13 protein-coding genes are annotated in these 15,035 nt (G+C 38.8%); 5 read left to right on the top strand and 8 right to left on the bottom strand.

Going from position 1 to position 15,035, the window contains the following annotated elements:
* Positions 1-452: DUF4347 domain-containing protein (locus H6F62_RS12965; RefSeq protein WP_190372218.1), on the bottom strand; the 452-nt coding region annotated here is incomplete at its 3' end.
* 766 nt (positions 453-1,218) lie between these two features.
* Here H6F62_RS12965 and H6F62_RS12960 point away from each other — a divergent pair.
* Together H6F62_RS12960 and H6F62_RS12955 are read left to right on the top strand one after the other, a co-directional pair.
* Complete coding sequence (locus H6F62_RS12960) at positions 1,219-2,559, top strand: 16S rRNA (cytosine(967)-C(5))-methyltransferase (RefSeq protein WP_137909664.1); 1,341 nt, start codon at positions 1,219-1,221, stop codon at positions 2,557-2,559.
* A 57-nt stretch (positions 2,560-2,616) separates the two neighbouring features.
* Positions 2,617-3,039 (top strand): TerB family tellurite resistance protein, encoded by a 423-nt coding sequence (locus tag H6F62_RS12955; protein WP_137909665.1) that lies wholly within the window; start codon positions 2,617-2,619, stop codon positions 3,037-3,039.
* 535 nt (positions 3,040-3,574) lie between these two features.
* Here the strand turns inward: H6F62_RS12955 and H6F62_RS12950 are convergent.
* From H6F62_RS12950 to H6F62_RS12940, 3 genes are all read right to left on the bottom strand, one after another.
* Positions 3,575-3,772, bottom strand: coding sequence for a hypothetical protein (locus tag H6F62_RS12950; protein WP_137908247.1), 198 nt, complete (start codon positions 3,770-3,772; stop codon positions 3,575-3,577).
* Positions 3,773-3,984: 212 nt separating this feature from the next.
* Positions 3,985-6,432, bottom strand: a complete 2,448-nt coding sequence (locus H6F62_RS12945) for a penicillin-binding protein 1A (protein ID WP_190372221.1) — start codon at positions 6,430-6,432, stop codon at positions 3,985-3,987.
* A 681-nt stretch (positions 6,433-7,113) separates the two neighbouring features.
* Positions 7,114-8,406, bottom strand: coding sequence for an ankyrin repeat domain-containing protein (locus tag H6F62_RS12940; protein WP_190372217.1), 1,293 nt, complete (start codon positions 8,404-8,406; stop codon positions 7,114-7,116).
* A 203-nt stretch (positions 8,407-8,609) separates the two neighbouring features.
* Between H6F62_RS12940 and H6F62_RS12935 the strand changes: the two genes are divergently transcribed.
* Positions 8,610-9,080 (top strand): DUF4079 domain-containing protein, encoded by a 471-nt coding sequence (locus H6F62_RS12935; RefSeq protein ID WP_137908249.1) that lies wholly within the window; start codon positions 8,610-8,612, stop codon positions 9,078-9,080.
* 184 nt (positions 9,081-9,264) lie between these two features.
* Here H6F62_RS12935 and H6F62_RS12930 read toward each other — a convergent pair whose 3' ends face one another.
* Complete coding sequence (locus tag H6F62_RS12930) at positions 9,265-9,909, bottom strand: DUF1997 domain-containing protein (protein WP_190372216.1); 645 nt, start codon at positions 9,907-9,909, stop codon at positions 9,265-9,267.
* A 124-nt stretch (positions 9,910-10,033) separates the two neighbouring features.
* Between H6F62_RS12930 and H6F62_RS12925 the strand changes: the two genes are divergently transcribed.
* Positions 10,034-10,687: a glycoside hydrolase family protein gene (locus tag H6F62_RS12925; protein ID WP_199306431.1), complete on the top strand. Its 654-nt coding sequence runs from the start codon at positions 10,034-10,036 to the stop codon at positions 10,685-10,687.
* Positions 10,688-10,937: 250 nt separating this feature from the next.
* Here H6F62_RS12925 and H6F62_RS12920 read toward each other — a convergent pair whose 3' ends face one another.
* Together H6F62_RS12920 and H6F62_RS12915 are read right to left on the bottom strand one after the other, a co-directional pair.
* Positions 10,938-11,693: an armadillo-type fold-containing protein gene (locus H6F62_RS12920; RefSeq protein ID WP_190372215.1), complete on the bottom strand. Its 756-nt coding sequence runs from the start codon at positions 11,691-11,693 to the stop codon at positions 10,938-10,940.
* Between the two features lie 176 nt (positions 11,694-11,869).
* The gene (locus H6F62_RS12915) at positions 11,870-12,403 is read right to left on the bottom strand and encodes a DUF4330 domain-containing protein (RefSeq protein ID WP_028089687.1); all 534 of its coding nucleotides are present in this window, start codon (positions 12,401-12,403) and stop codon (positions 11,870-11,872) included.
* Positions 12,404-12,772: 369 nt separating this feature from the next.
* On the opposite strand from H6F62_RS12915, the gene H6F62_RS12910 reads away from it, so the two are divergent.
* Positions 12,773-13,630: a M48 family metalloprotease gene (locus H6F62_RS12910; RefSeq protein WP_137908253.1), complete on the top strand. Its 858-nt coding sequence runs from the start codon at positions 12,773-12,775 to the stop codon at positions 13,628-13,630.
* A gap of 84 nt (positions 13,631-13,714) precedes the next feature.
* Here the strand turns inward: H6F62_RS12910 and H6F62_RS12905 are convergent, their stop codons facing one another.
* Complete coding sequence (locus tag H6F62_RS12905) at positions 13,715-15,004, bottom strand: homoserine dehydrogenase (RefSeq protein ID WP_137908288.1); 1,290 nt, start codon at positions 15,002-15,004, stop codon at positions 13,715-13,717.
* Positions 15,005-15,035 lie beyond the last annotated feature (31 nt).

Below are 15,035 nucleotides of genomic sequence, written 5' to 3'. Positions count from 1 at the left end.
ATATTCACCTCTAACTGCCAATTTCCCCCTAATGCTGCATTGCCGGTTTTTGTGGTGGAGGCGCTAATGGTGGCGTTGGTAATTTGATGTAATTTGTGAATAAATTCTGCCCCTGCATCCCCAGATGCGACGTTACAACCATATAGTAAAATATTCTGAGGTTGCCAATGTTGTAATTGTTGGGTGTAATTATGAATATTAGTTAAGTTTAGTTGACTATTGCCTAAATATAAGCATCCGGGCGCACCGTGGGAAAGGATGTGAATGGTGGTGATGTGGGGATGTTGTTGTAAAATTTGGCTAACTTGCTCAATTCCGTCTTGCTCTGGGGAAATAATAACTGTTTTTACGCCTTCGATAATTCCTGCTTGGAGGGTGTGATAGTCGGAAAGGGAGGCATCAATAAAAACAATTGTTGTTGCGGTTTGACGGAGGAAAGAGTTATTAGACATAATTTTTTCCTTTACACCTGGTACTGTAGGTTTTTGTTATATGGGGTAGAAAATGAGCAACTTCACGTAATAAAACCTTGTCACAATATGATCGTAATTGATTAAAGTCAGAAGTACAACCGTATTTTTTAAATTTAATGTGTGTTAATTAGTGTCATATACATAATACTCTGGTAACATTCATGCTTTTACATTTGTCAGAATCAGGTGGTTATCGAGTTTCGACTACGCTCAACTACCGCGACTTGTACTGAGCAGTTCGACAAGCTCACTGTAACACTTGCCGAAGTAAGTCGAGATAATATCCAGGATGAAAGGATGTACAGGATGAAGATCTAAAATGATGCGTTACTATATTATATAGGTAGAATGTAGCGAACTGCTTGCAGCAGCGCTTCGCTATCGCTATGCTACACCCAAATTCTTCATCAATGGTGCATTACTAGTCGCTAACACACCCTACTATTTGGCTGTCACCTGTCCCCTGTCACCTGTCCCCTGTCCCCTATTCACTGTCACCTGTCACCTGTCACCTGTCCCCTGTCCCCTGTCCCCTGTCACCTGTCCCCTGTCACCTATTCACTGTCCCCTGTCCCCTGTCCCCTGTCCCCTGTCACCTGTCACCTGTCACCTGTCCCCTGTCACCTGTCCCCTGTCACCTGTCCCCTGTCACCTGTCCCCTGTCACCTGTCACCTGTCACCTATTCACTGTCACCTGTCACCTATTCACTGTCCCCTGTCCCCTGTCACCTATTCACTTAATTTCATGACCAACCCCCGCCAAGTAGCTTTTATTGCCCTCAAAGAAGTTCATAAAGGAGCTTATACTGATGTGGCTCTAGACCGGGTATTACAAAAGTTTAAGTTACCGGACAACGATCGCCGGTTAATGACAGAATTAGTTTATGGTAGTGTGAGAAGACAACGCACTTTAGATGCTATCATTGACCAACTTGCTACCAAGAAAAACCAACAACAACCAAAAGACCTCCGCACGATTTTACATCTGGGTTTTTATCAACTGCGGTATCAGGAAAGAATCCCTGTTTCTGCGGCCGTAAATACCACCGTTGAATTAGCCAAAGAAAATGGTTTTCCTGGTTTAACTGGTTTTGTGAATGGTTTATTACGTCAATATCTTCGACTTTTAGAAAAGTCTTTAGAACCTTTAATTTTACCAGAAAATCCCATAGAAAAATTGGGAATTTTACACAGTTTTCCCAATTGGATAATTGAAGTGTGGTTATCACAATTGGGTTTTGAAGAAACAGAAAAACTGTGTATCTGGATGAATCAAACCCCGACAATTGATTTAAGAATAAATATCCTGCGTAGTTCCTTAAAAGAGGTAAAATCAGCTTTTGAAGCTGCTGGTATTTTAGTTAAATCTATTCCTAATTTACCCCAAGCTTTACGATTAATTGGTAACAACGGACCAATTCAAAATTTACCCGGCTTCTGTGCAGGTTGGTGGACAGTCCAAGATAGTAGCGCCCAGTTAGTTGGTTATTTGCTTGACCCTAAACCTGGTGACGTGGTAATTGATGCTTGTGCAGCACCAGGGGGAAAAACTACCCATATTGCGGAATTAATAGGAGATGAGGGTAAAATCTGGGCTTGTGATCAAACAGCTTCTCGGTTACGCAAATTAAAGGAAAATGCCCAACGACTGCATTTACAATCTATTCATACTTATATAGGAGATAGCCGCAATTTACCGCAATTCTCTCAAACTGCTGACTGTGTATTACTTGATGCTCCTTGTTCCGGTTTGGGAACTATGCACAGACACGCTGATGCGCGTTGGCGACAAACCCCTAATTCAGTACAAGAACTTTGCCAATTACAGAAACAATTATTATCACATAATGCAACTTTTGTCAAGACTGGAGGCGTTTTAGTTTATGCAACTTGTACATTACACCCAGAGGAGAATGAGCAGGTCATTTCGGAATTTTTAGCAGTCAACCCCCATTGGCAAATAGAGCCGCACCCTTTTGAGTTATTCAATCATACTACTCCTGGTTGGTTGAAAGTCTGGCCTCACCAACAGGATATGGATGGTTTTTTCATGGTGCGCTTAAAAAAATCTAAGGATTCTCAGTGAATATCAACAGTGATTGTAAGATCTAATCAAAGCCGGAATCTACCAGAGGAGGCAGCAATGGTTAATAATTCCCATGTCAAAAACCTAGTAAAAATCCTGATTGGAGCAGCTTGGATTGATGGTAAAATCCAGCCGGAAGAACGGCAATATTTGCGGGAAATAGCGCAAGCTAAGGGTTTAGCTAGTGACCCTGAAATTAAGCCTTGGTTGTATGAATTAGTGCCAGTGAATCCTAAGGACTGTTATAAATGGGTGAAAGAATATTTAGGCGATCGCCCAACACAGGAAGATTATGAGAATTTAATTGAAGCGATAAGTGGCTTGATTTATAGTGATGGTGATATAGCCATTGAAGAAGCAAGACTCCTCACCCAATTGACAGAGTTAAGTAAGTCTAGTGGTGCTAACCAAGCAGCACACACTACACTGTTGAAGCAAATTCAAAAGCTCTACCGGCGTTGTGTTGACGTACAGAATTAGGTAATGGGTAATGGGTAATGGGTAATGGGTAATGGGTAATGGGTAATGGGTAAAATGATAAAACTCTTGTGGTGCGGGCATCTTGCCCGCAGTAGAGCTTACCGACCTGACCTTTAGCCCTGACTACAAACCAACAAAAAATTACAGCAGTTCCCAGCATTATAAAGTACAGATATTAATGATAAAACTCTTGTGGTGCGGGCATCTTGCCCGCAGTAGAGCTTACCGACCTGACCTTTAGCCCTGACTACAAACCAACAAAAAATTACAGCAGTTCCCAGCATTATAAAGTACAGATATTAATGATAAAACTCTTGTGGTGCGGGCATCTTGCCCGCAGTAGAGCTTACCGACCTGACCTTTAGCCCTGACTACAAACCAACAAAAAATTACAGCAGTTCCCAGCATTATAAAGTACAGATATTAATGATAAAACTCTTGTGGTGCGGGCATCTTGCCCGCATAAGGTGTACCTCACTCAATCTGAACTTGCTGTATCAAAAAATTAGAATTTTTGGTGAGATTTGCGTCAGTCCTATGATTCCTTCTCGACCTTGGGGACAATGTTAGGACGTTCTTTACTCTCCCAACCTGGGGGACGTTTGGAATTGTACCAGGCAATTGAACCAATGGTAACAGCAGCGATAAAACCGACTACATACACCAAAGTAAAAGCTAAGGGAAAGTGATTTCCCGTCGCTTCGGCTTGAACTTGGAGCAATAAATAACTCATGAGGATATTCGCTTAATGTAGGTTACACTTCTTCATAAAGTATAAACTAAGCGGATCACCTACATCTGTCCTAGGAAAAATCTTTCCTATTCAAAGACATACAGCAGTTATCCGTTTATGAAGTACAGATATTAATGATAAAACTCTTGTGGTGCGGGCATCTTGCCCGCACAAAGTGTACCTCACTCAAAGCTACTTGCTGTAATATTAATTTATAATCCTGGTGAAGAATTGGGTTTAAGTCTTTCTCTCCAGGAAGGTTGTGGTGGTGAAGATGCTCCAGAATTATTCTCTGTTGAAGAAGATAAATTTTCAGAGCGTGATTCCTCGCTGCGATATCGTCTTTCTCTACGAGAGGAGGCAGATGTGTTATTTTCTTCCTGAGAATAGCGTCGTCTGCGTCTACTTCTACTATCTGTTGTATCTTCCGACTGAGAATAACGTCGTCTGCGTCTGGATGTACTATCTGTTGTATCTTCCGACTGAGAATAACGTCGTCTGCGTCTGGATGTACTATCTGTTGTATCTTCCGACTGAGAATAACGTCGTCTGCGTCTGGGGGTGTTTTCTGTTGTATCTTCCGACTGAGAATAGCGTCGTCTGCGTCTGGGGGTGTTTTCTGTTGTATCTTCCGACTGGTAATAGCGTCGTCTGCGTCTACTTCTACTCGATGAATCAGAATTTTCAGTATTATCCCGATCTGATTTTTGATCATTATCATTAATCACTCTACGGATAACTTTTTTAGGTTTGATAGGTTCAGCTTTAATACTACCTTTGCGGTTTTCTAGTTTGGGCAAGCTGGGAAATTTTTCTACAGACATTCCCTCTACTGCTTTCTCCATAAATTCATGCCAAGCATAAGCAGCACTACCACTACTACCATAGGTTGGGGTATTATCATCATTTCCTAACCATACTCCAGTGACAACTTGGGGAATATAACCAATAAACCATAAATCACGGGCTTCATCAGAAGTTCCTGTTTTTCCGGCCACTTGTCTATCATTTAATTCAGCCGCAGCCCCAGTTCCATCTGTAACAACATTTTTTAACATCCAAGTCATAATGGTACTACTATCAGCATCTAAAACTTGCTTAGGTTCATATTTAGCAGACCAAATGACATTCCCTTCGCGGTTGAGGATGCGACGAATCCCGTGGGCTTCTATATAATTTCCTTGGGTAGCAAATGTACCATAAGCATTAGTTAGTTCTAATAAGTTGACTTCATTAGAACCAAGAGCTAAAGAATAGGTAGGTTTTAGTTCTGATTTAATTCCCATCTCATGGGCCAATTTAATGGTTGGTTGAAAACCCGCATCTATTAATACTTTCACAGCAATTGTATTTACGGATTTGGTGAGAGCATCCCTCATATTTAACCAGCCGGAGAAGTTGTCATGGTAGTTTTTTGGCTCATAACCATCTATTGATAAAGGTTCATCTAAATAGCTATCGTAAGGGTTTTTACCTGTTGCGATCGCTGTAGCATAGACAAATCCTTTAAAAGTTGATCCTGGTTGTCTTTGTGCCTGAGTAACGCGATTAAATTGGTTTTTACCAAAGTCTTTTCCTCCCACCATGGCCTGAATTTCCCCATTTCGAGGATCTATGGCCACCAGAGCCGCTTCTTTAAAGTTTTGCCACCGTCCTTCATTTTTCAAGATTTTTGTGACTGCTGCTTCTGCGGCTTTTTGCCAAGTTGGGTTTAAACTAGTTTCTACCACTAAACCACCACTAGCCAAGATATCAGGAGAAAGGTGCTTTGGTAATTCCTTTTGAATATAAGTAGTAAAGTAGGGAGAATCTACCTGCCACCGTTTGGGTAAGTTGCTGTTAACTATTAATGGTTCTTGAATAGCGGCTTGTTTTTGTACTGGTGTAATTATGCCATCTTCTTCCATCCGCTGCAACACCAGATTTCGCCGTTCTGTGGCTGCTTTTAGGTTTTTGTCTGGTGCATAGACGTTAGGTGCGGGAGCTAAACCAGCCAAAGTGGCCATTTCTGATAAGGTAAGTTGATCTACGGACTTACTAAAGTATACCCAAGCTGCATCGCCCACACCATAAGCACCAGAGCCTAAATAGACAAGATTTAGATAACGTTCGAGAATCTGATCTTTTGTTAATTGCTGCTCTATTTTTTGGGCTAACCGGATTTCTTTCAGTTTACGCCAGAAGGTTTTTTCTTGTTTGAGGAAGAGAATGCGGGCTACCTGTTGGGTAATGGTACTACCACCTTCTACCACATCTTGCGATCGCAAATTATTAATCACCGCTCTCATAATCCCTTGGATATCAACTCCATTGTGTTGATTAAATCTTCGGTCTTCTGAAGAAATAAAGGCCTTTTTGAGATGATCTGGTATTTGTTCTAGTTGCAACTGCTCTCTAGTTGCTTCACCTTGCTGTTGTAACACAGTACCATCAGCAGCTTTAATAGTCAGTGTTTGCTCTCGCACTACTGCTTTGAGTGCCGAATGATTTGGTAAGTTTTTATCTATTTCTAAGATTATGTAATGGAAAGCAATCATTCCACCACCTACACCTAAACCCGCCCAAAACCAAAAACGACGATAAAATGGTTTATCGCTACTCAAGATTCTAGATGATAGGGTTCTCACCTGGTTTAATAATTGCTTTGCCTTCACCTGCATTTTCAGTAGTAAGTTTTCATCTGCTGTAGTTAGCAGCAATAGTTCTTGTTTATTTTATCACAGTTAAGGCTATTGTTTAGTAACATAGGAAGTATTTTCTCTTCCTAGCCCCACAATTTTCACAAAAGTTAATATTTAGAATCTTTTTATACATTAACTTCATGTATATGCCAGTATTTATAGGCGTGATAACGTTAAATTTAGAAAGATGAAAATTCCTAAATTAGAGGATATTTGTACAGTATTAGACATCTGGTAAAAAAGAATGTAGAGCCGAAAATCCCTACATCAGGAACGTCTACATAAAGGTTCTTTTGTCAACTTTGCGACTTTTTTAAAATCCTCTGATTCGGGATATTGAAAATAATAATTTTAATTTTTTCTTTATAGTTACTCCTAACTATTGAAAATATGGATAAAATCAGACTTAGGATGGATGTATTGGTGGTAAAAGTAGTTTTTTTTACCTAGAAAATGCTAATTTTAATACTACAAATCAAAATCAAAAAATATATATTATTCATATCTAGCACAGTAGGAAACATCAAGGTAGAAAGAAGGTAAAGGTAAAAGGTAAATTTACTTCTTTTCACCCTCTAAATATTTCATCTTGATGTTTCTCTTTTTTTCAATTTCCCATTTCTAAATTAAACATAAATTAAATAAATTACTCTAAATAAATTATTCCCGCGCTCCAGCTTCTCTTAATATTTTGCTAATACCCCGATAATTATTAAATTCTGCAATCATTAAAGCTGTATAACCACCCTGGTTTTTTAAATTGACATCCGCCCCAAATTGTAGTAACATCTCCACAGCTTGACTATAACCTTCCGCTACAGCCCACATTAAAGCCGTTGTTCCCGAAGAGTTTTGTAAGTTTACATTTGCTGCTTTTGCTAGTAATAACTGAAATATTTCGGGATAATTTGCAGTTATGGCTTTAACTAAAGCAGTTTTACCATCATCTGCTAATTTATTTATATCTGCACCATAATCAAGTAATAATTTTACTGTTGGGAAATGTCCTTGAGACACTGCTAATGTCAGCGCAACTTCTCCAAAATTTTTCTTTTCCATATCTGCACCAGCAGCCAGCAAAACTGCTACTATATCACTATACCCCTGGAATGCTGCTATTAGTAAAGGTGTATCTCCCAAATGATTTCTAATTTGCACATCTGCCCCTCTTTGTAGTAAGATCTTGACTACATCAATATATTCTTCCACAACGGCTAAATGTAACGCTGTTTCCCCTTCTTGATCTTGGTGATTAATTTCTGCACCTGCATCTAATAAAGCAGTTATAATATCGGTATTTCCTGTTGCTGTAGCTGCTAATAATGCTGTTTGATGATCAACATTTTTGATATTAACATCAGCCCCAGATGATATCAATGCTTGTACTATTTCTAAGTAGCCTAAATCTGCGGACATCATTAATACTGTCTCACCTCCCCGATCTTGACTATTGACAATATTGTTATTTTGTGTTAATGCTTTGACCATGACCGGATGTTTGTGTTTGACTGCAAGCTTTAACGCGGTGTCATTATCTTTGTCAGTAATCTTTACATCAGCACCCGCACCTAATAAGATTTGTCCAATTTCAATATAACCCTTCAGTGCTGCTATCATTAATGCTGTACTACCATCTTCATTAATAGCATTAACATTTGCTCCTCTAGAGATTAATAGCTTGACAACATCTATCTGATTAGCACTAGCAGCCAGCATTAATGCTGTTAAGTGATAGGTTTTTCTAAATAAGTTAATATTAGCACCAGCATCTAAGAGCGATCGCACAATTTCCGTATAACCTAAATTCGCAGCTAACATCAATACCGTATTTCCATGGTTATCGGTTGTATCCACATTAGCCCCATAAGCCAGCAGCGCGGACACATTTTTGATATCCCCACTTTTCACAGCCTTGAGCAATGTGGTATCTTTATTTCCTGTATTTTCTGTCATTGGTTATATCCTATTTGATCAGATGTATATGAATTATGTTTCACAGTCTAGACGTACAATCGCAGAGAGTAAGAGCTTATTAGCTAGAATGTTTCACTTTCATATCCTAATTCAGTAAGGCGGGAAAATTGCTGAGTCAAGAAAATAAATATCTGCTAAATATGCTAAGTTTTATGAAGATTTAATAAAGGGAAGTAAAAAATATGGCTCTTGAATTGACTCCAACAATAAAATTTTGGCTGAATTTTGCTCACCCAGCTACCATGTGGGTACTATTAGCGCTTTCCCTCTATGCTGCATATTTAGGGTTGCAAGTACAGCGTACCAGAAATGCTCAAGGTGAAGAAAAGAAAGAGCTAGTTAAAGGACGATATACTATCAAACACCACCAAATAGGTTCTATCATCTTAGCTTTGATGGTAGCAGGTTCTATTGGTGGTATGGCTGTTACTTACATTAATAATGGTAAATTATTTGTCGGACCTCATCTCCTAGCTGGATTAAGTATGACAGGTTTAATTGCTTTTTCTGCATCTCTGTCTCCTTTTATGCAAAAAGGAGCAAATTGGGCCAGGATGACGCATATATTGTTAAATTTCGCTATTTTAGGACTTTTTGCCTGGCAAGCTTTCTCTGGTATCGAAATCATCCAGAGAATTTTAACTAATGCTTAGATTATCATTAGTCATGGGTAATGGGTAATGGGTAATGGGTAATGGGTAATGGGTAATGGGTAATGGGTAATGGGTAATTGACTGATTTTCATTGCACCATGCACCATTTCCTATTCCACTGCGGTCAACTTCCCGATTCCTGTATCTGACTGAGATGGGAAATGGTATATTACTTGCATTTCCTTTATTTCCTTGGTGGAAACGGAATATTTAAAGATTTATAAAAGTCTTTTTTTACCTGGTGTGTGAGACGACGGGAAATTTGATGAACAATTTGATTTAGGATGCGATCGCCTGTAGACTGAATTAAAGCATGAGGTAATCGCTGAATAAATTTGGGAAAGTGTAACTCAACTACCAAATCTAATTCCCATTCCACCCGTGTAATTCCATCCACACCATCTATTAACCGTGTTAATGATTTATAATCTACCTCATAACCAGGAGCTTGATAATCAGGTAAAGGAATAGTCCGAATGTGGTATTTTCGATCTTGAAGGGTTGATAACTCCAAACCAATCTTAGGTTCTACATCATAACCAAAAGCACCGAATTTACCCACAACTAAAGCATAACTATTTTCACTCAAAGGGTTTACCTTCATAGGTTCCGCACAACGGCTAAACCATGAAGCATGATTGTTAAAATACGCCTCTACCTGCTCCATGCTTGCATATACTTCCATGCAATTTTGATAACTCCCATAGAATCTAGTTTGACTTATGTTCTCTTGTATTAATACATTATCATTAGCTGATAAGTTTCCATTCATACTTGAAATAGCCTCTTGTACTTCCAAAGATTGATATTTCCTGTTGTTTGTCACCATAAATTTGTTTTTTGTATATTTTGAAGTTTGTTTATTTTTCTATATTAATGATTTTCAATATGGCTAATGCTATCTTAGCCTACTGAAAGTTTCTCAAATATCATTAATTCAAAGGAGTTAAATTCTGAAAAGCTTTGAACTAAAAGGTGTAGAAAAACTCATTGCTCCCATAGCCTCACTTTTGGGATTTGTGTACCTGTTTCAATGGTATATTTATGGGGATATCCAATCATCCCCCGAACCTGTATTTACTAGAAAACAGCCTCCTCTAGTTATGCGGGGTGGAGATCCTTATATCCGGGCATTAATGCGAACTATTTCTGCCAGTGAAGCCAATAGTAACCGTCCCTACTCTATTCTATATGGTGGTGAACAAGTCCATGATCTGAGTCGTCACCCAGAAAAATGTGTGACTATCGTTACTGGACCAAATACAGGTAACTGTTCCACTGCTGCTGGCCGCTATCAAATTATTAACACAACTTGGCATCAAATTGCCCCCCGCTATCACCCAAAACCTCAACATAAGATATTTTGGACTAACTATAGTTTTGAAGCAGAGTATCAAGATACAGTAGTTTACCGTTGGTTAAATGACTCACGAGTTTGGGGTGTGAATATTCCGGCACTATTACGTCAGCAAAAAATAAATGACGTTTTCCGAAAACTTTCCCCGACTTGGACAAGTTTAGGATATGGTATAGAAACTAATTCTGTTAGTCGTTCTCTACCTAAGATATATCAGCAAGTCTTAAAAGAAGAATTACAGCAAAATTGAGTAAAGGAAAATTGACATACTCACCGACCTGAAGGTGCGATGATTCTTGACACTTCACTGGAACACGCCACAAGTGGTCTTATCGTCCCTCCATGTCCGTTTAAAGTCTCCCAATGCCCTATGGCGACTATAACCAAATTTTAACATAAAGCCGTCCTAAAAGCGATGCACTGAGCTTGCCGAAGTGGACGGGGCTTGTATCCCAGATTTTTGGTCAAGGTTTTTGTGCCTTTTTACTCAAAACATTAAATTAATCTATAAGAACTTTGCTTTTCGCTTTTACTGATATGGGTGTAAAAACTTTGGCATTAATTGGTTTTAGCAATTGTAACCTATTTAAATTCTGTAAACAGTCTAAAGCTGCTTCCCGAATTATTACCTCTTGTTCTTGACTGAGGAAAATTTGCAAGCATTTTATAACATCTTCTTGCAATGCTGTGTCAAGTCGCTGACGGGCAATAAACTTATTCAGCTTACCTACAGCAATTAACCGTTTTAAAGGATCTGTTTCTGTTAAATCGCTTAACAACTTATCAAGATAATCTTGCTGTTGACTTCCCTGAAAACTGAATATTTGCCACACCAACAAAATTAAAGTCAATAATGTACCTATACCCTGAATAATAGCACCAGCAGCCAACCAAGGACTAGGGGAATCAACCCAAATTGCTGAAGCCATGTAAGTGATCACAGTCGCAACACCACCACTAGCGATAGAATAAGCTAAACGAATGTTAGGACTACTAATTAACCTTCGTATTTCTAACCAGTGTAATTGCCAATTAAATTTCGGTATTAAGTAAGTAAATACCATCATACCAATACCAACAATCAGCGCTAACAATAATTGCCAATTCCATAACAACATAGCCACAATTATTGTTAATAAACCCAGGAAAAAACCCGGTTCAGAGAAATGTTTAAAAATGCGCCCTTCTCTGCTTCCTGTCTTGATTTCCGAAATTTGATTAATGAATTGTCTCCAAGAAGACGAAGCCTGTATCACAGTATTTACCCACTTGATTACAAAATTGTCGAAATTGTCAAATTCTCGCTTTTATACCTTGCTAAATCCGCCATTTTGCAAAGCCGTTTTTTACTAATTTTTTACTAATTATTACTAATTAATACTAATTATTGAGGATGAAATCGGGGAAATTTCACCTCTAACTATAATCTTTTTTATTTATCTTGTAACCGAATATCAATTACAGACGCATTGAAATTATAGTTAAAACCTTCTAATTCAAAAGTCATACCGATTTTCACCTTGTTATTACCTAAAACAGGTCCATCCTTAGTGACTGTAGCCTTATCTTGTAAAGTTAAGATAAAATCCGTGCTAAAATTATTCTTTCTAGGATCTGGTAATTCCTTCACAGAACCATCTGGTTGAGGAATGGTAAGCATTCTATCTAACTCTTTAATAGATTTAATCCCAATTTGACCATAGGGTTGATTGCGGATAATCACATTAGTTTTACCACCATTTGTGAATCCTTGTTTAAATAATTGTTCAGGGTCACGAACATTAAGGCCACGTACCACTAAATCTACCTCAATTGGTACTGTTTTCGCACCCACTTGAGCCACAGAACCGGAAGTACCAGGAAAAATAAAAATACCTACTACTACCAGCAAAATTACTAGTGCAGCGCCTAAGTCTAAGAGATTGATTTTACCAAACAAGCGACCTTTGGAATCTAAAATAGCCATAACCAGTTTTGGATAAGTTTTGGATAAGTTTTGGGTAAATTTCAGTTAAGTTTTCAGCTAAGTAATTGATTGTACTAAGAAGTTTTTTGCAAATGATCCACAATCTTGATCACTGAATCGAAATTGACAGCAGGTAAGGGTTATGGTCATGAAATAGTCTAACATGATAGTTTAACATGATTGTAGTAAGTTATTTCCACCTGATATTACAGCATCTTACATCTGTATCAGATCCAAAATTTTTCCACAAATCCATCCCAAATAAGGATTTTACCCCCAACCCCTGCTTGAAGTGGAAAATGCAACTTACTAATCTGAAAATCCGTCCTCTGATTTTAAGTTCTCGTACAAATCTCATTTGACTAGATTATGATTAACTACCAAGGGTTTCGGACAAACTACCGTTTATGGCAACGACGCTGTTTATATCCGTTAATTTCTGTAATTGTTTTTCTATCTGTCTGTTTGAGTACACCCTTACCAAGTAAAGCTATAGATTTATTACCGCTTTTATTTCAAGGGGTACAGATATTTAACTTATCTAATATATCCGATCGTCAGGAAGTTAATCTTGGTCAACAGATGAATCAGCAATTACAGCAAGAAGTCAAAATCTCTGATAACTCAGAATTAAATGACTATATTAACGAAGTAGGTAGACGGTTAGCGGCTAATAGCGATCGCCCAAATATCCCTTATACTTTTCAAGTAGTCGAAGACTCTGCTGTTAATGCTTTTGCGACTACTGGTGGTTTTATTTATGTGAATACAGGTTTATTAAAAGTCGCAGATAATGAAGCCGAGGTTGCTAGTGTATTAGCACATGAAATGGGTCACATTGAGGGTAAACATTTAATTAAACAAATCCGACAACAAGCGATTACCAGTGGTGTTGCTACCCTAGCGGGTTTAGATAAAAATAAAGCCGTAGGTATTGGTGTACAACTGGCACTAAATCTTCCCCGAAGTCGCAAAGACGAATTTGATGCCGATAAAAGAGGACTAGCAAACATTACCCGCACCGGTTATGCTCAATCAGCTATGGTTTCTTTTATGAAAAAGCTCCAGGGTAGTAGTTCAGTACCTGCATTTTTAAGTACCCATCCAGGTGCAAGCGATCGTGTTATTTCTCTTCAGCGTCAGATTAATAATCAACCAAGTAATCAAAATAACGGTTTGGATAATTTGGCCTATCAATCTAAAATTAGATCATTTTTGCACCCGTAAGAGCAATTATAATACTTCTGGCTTTGCTTAAAAACCCCCAACTTCTTTAAGAAGTCGGGGTTATCTGGGTGTGTGTTTTCTTTTTCACAGCACTCGTAATACACTAGGAATACTGTCTATAGACTCCATAGCTTGAATTTCTGCTAAAGCTTGTCTAAAGTCCCCTTCCCGGACATCATGGGTGACAACCACAATTTCCGCTAGTTCTCCCTGAAAACCAGTTTGGACAACTGACTCCAAACTTACCCCATAATTGCCAAAACAAGTCCCTAATTTCCCAATAACTCCCGCTTGGTCTTTACTCAAAAAGCGGGTATAAAACCGCGTCACTAACTCAGAAATTGGCGTAATTTGAGAGTAATGTTGATGTCTACAAGCTAGGAGAGGATTTGGTTTATTGGTATTAGTTTTGAGAGTAGCCACCAGACTTAATATATCTGATGATACAGCACTCGCGGTAGCACCAGCACCAGCACCAGGACCGAATAACATCACCTGGCCAATGGGTTCTCCTTCCACAAGAATGGCGTTATAAACACCATTAATACTAGCTAAAGGATGGTTTTGCGGTACTAAAGTAGGATGAACCCTAACTGAAAGTTGGGAATTATCTGTATCTAAGTGTTGGGCTATCCCTAATAACTTAATCACAAATCCTAACTTAGCAGCATAAGTAATATCTGTTTTTGTGACTTGGCGAATTCCTTCACAATGGACATCTTCTCGATTAATTCGCCCGTCAAACCCTAAAGATGCTAAAATGGCAATTTTATCTCCCGCATCCAAACCATCAACATCAGCAGTGGGGTCAGCTTCAGCATAACCCAATCTTTGAGCATCTGCCAAGACATCATCAAAATCACTACCTTCTGTTTGCATCCTGGTGAGGATGTAATTGGTTGTGCCATTGACAATACCCATAATAGCATTAATCCGGTTAACGCTTAAAGACTGTTTTAAAGGTTGAACCACTGGAATACCACCACCAACAGCCGCTTCTAGCATGACATAGACACCAGCTTGATTCGCAGCCGTAAATATTTCCGCACCAAATCGAGAAATTACAGCTTTATTAGCGGTGACAACGTGCTTACCATTGTTAATAGCTGCGAGAATTAATGTTCTGGCTGGTTCTAATCCTCCCATTAACTCTACAACTATATCCACCGCTGGATCATTAACAATGGCCTCTAAATCCGTCGTGATTACACCTGGAGATAATTCTACAACACGAGGTTTAGTTAGCGATCGCACCCCCACCCGATATATTTCAATTTCCTGTAACAGTGGGTGACGGCCTACCTTGTCTTGTAACAGTTGTACTGTACCCGTTCCTACTGTACCTAATCCGAGTATTCCTAATTTAACAACCACAGATTTTGCACCCACAATGAACTTATATAGA

Origin of the sequence: Anabaena sp. FACHB-1391 (assembly GCF_014696755.1) — a bacterium.
GTDB classification, from domain to species: domain Bacteria; phylum Cyanobacteriota; class Cyanobacteriia; order Cyanobacteriales; family Nostocaceae; genus Dolichospermum; species Dolichospermum planctonicum.
The sequence above is the reverse complement of the archived record's forward strand: the minus strand, read 5'-3'. Positions and strand labels throughout refer to the sequence as shown.

Bases quoted from the DNA above. Each gene is read 5' to 3' on its own strand.
- H6F62_RS12945 (WP_190372221.1), bottom strand. From the start codon at position 6,432: ATGCAGGTGAAGGCAAAGCAATTATTAAACCAGGTGAGAACCCTATCA.
- H6F62_RS12955 (WP_137909665.1), top strand. From the start codon at position 2,617: ATGGTTAATAATTCCCATGTCAAAAACCTAGTAAAAATCCTGATTGGA.
- H6F62_RS12910 (WP_137908253.1), top strand. From the start codon at position 12,773: ATGATTAACTACCAAGGGTTTCGGACAAACTACCGTTTATGGCAACGA.
- H6F62_RS12930 (WP_190372216.1), bottom strand. From the start codon at position 9,909: ATGGTGACAAACAACAGGAAATATCAATCTTTGGAAGTACAAGAGGCT.
- H6F62_RS12935 (WP_137908249.1), top strand. From the start codon at position 8,610: ATGGCTCTTGAATTGACTCCAACAATAAAATTTTGGCTGAATTTTGCT.
- H6F62_RS12950 (WP_137908247.1), bottom strand. From the start codon at position 3,772: ATGAGTTATTTATTGCTCCAAGTTCAAGCCGAAGCGACGGGAAATCAC.
- H6F62_RS12915 (WP_028089687.1), bottom strand. From the start codon at position 12,403: ATGGCTATTTTAGATTCCAAAGGTCGCTTGTTTGGTAAAATCAATCTC.
- H6F62_RS12940 (WP_190372217.1), bottom strand. From the start codon at position 8,406: ATGACAGAAAATACAGGAAATAAAGATACCACATTGCTCAAGGCTGTG.
- H6F62_RS12960 (WP_137909664.1), top strand. From the start codon at position 1,219: ATGACCAACCCCCGCCAAGTAGCTTTTATTGCCCTCAAAGAAGTTCAT.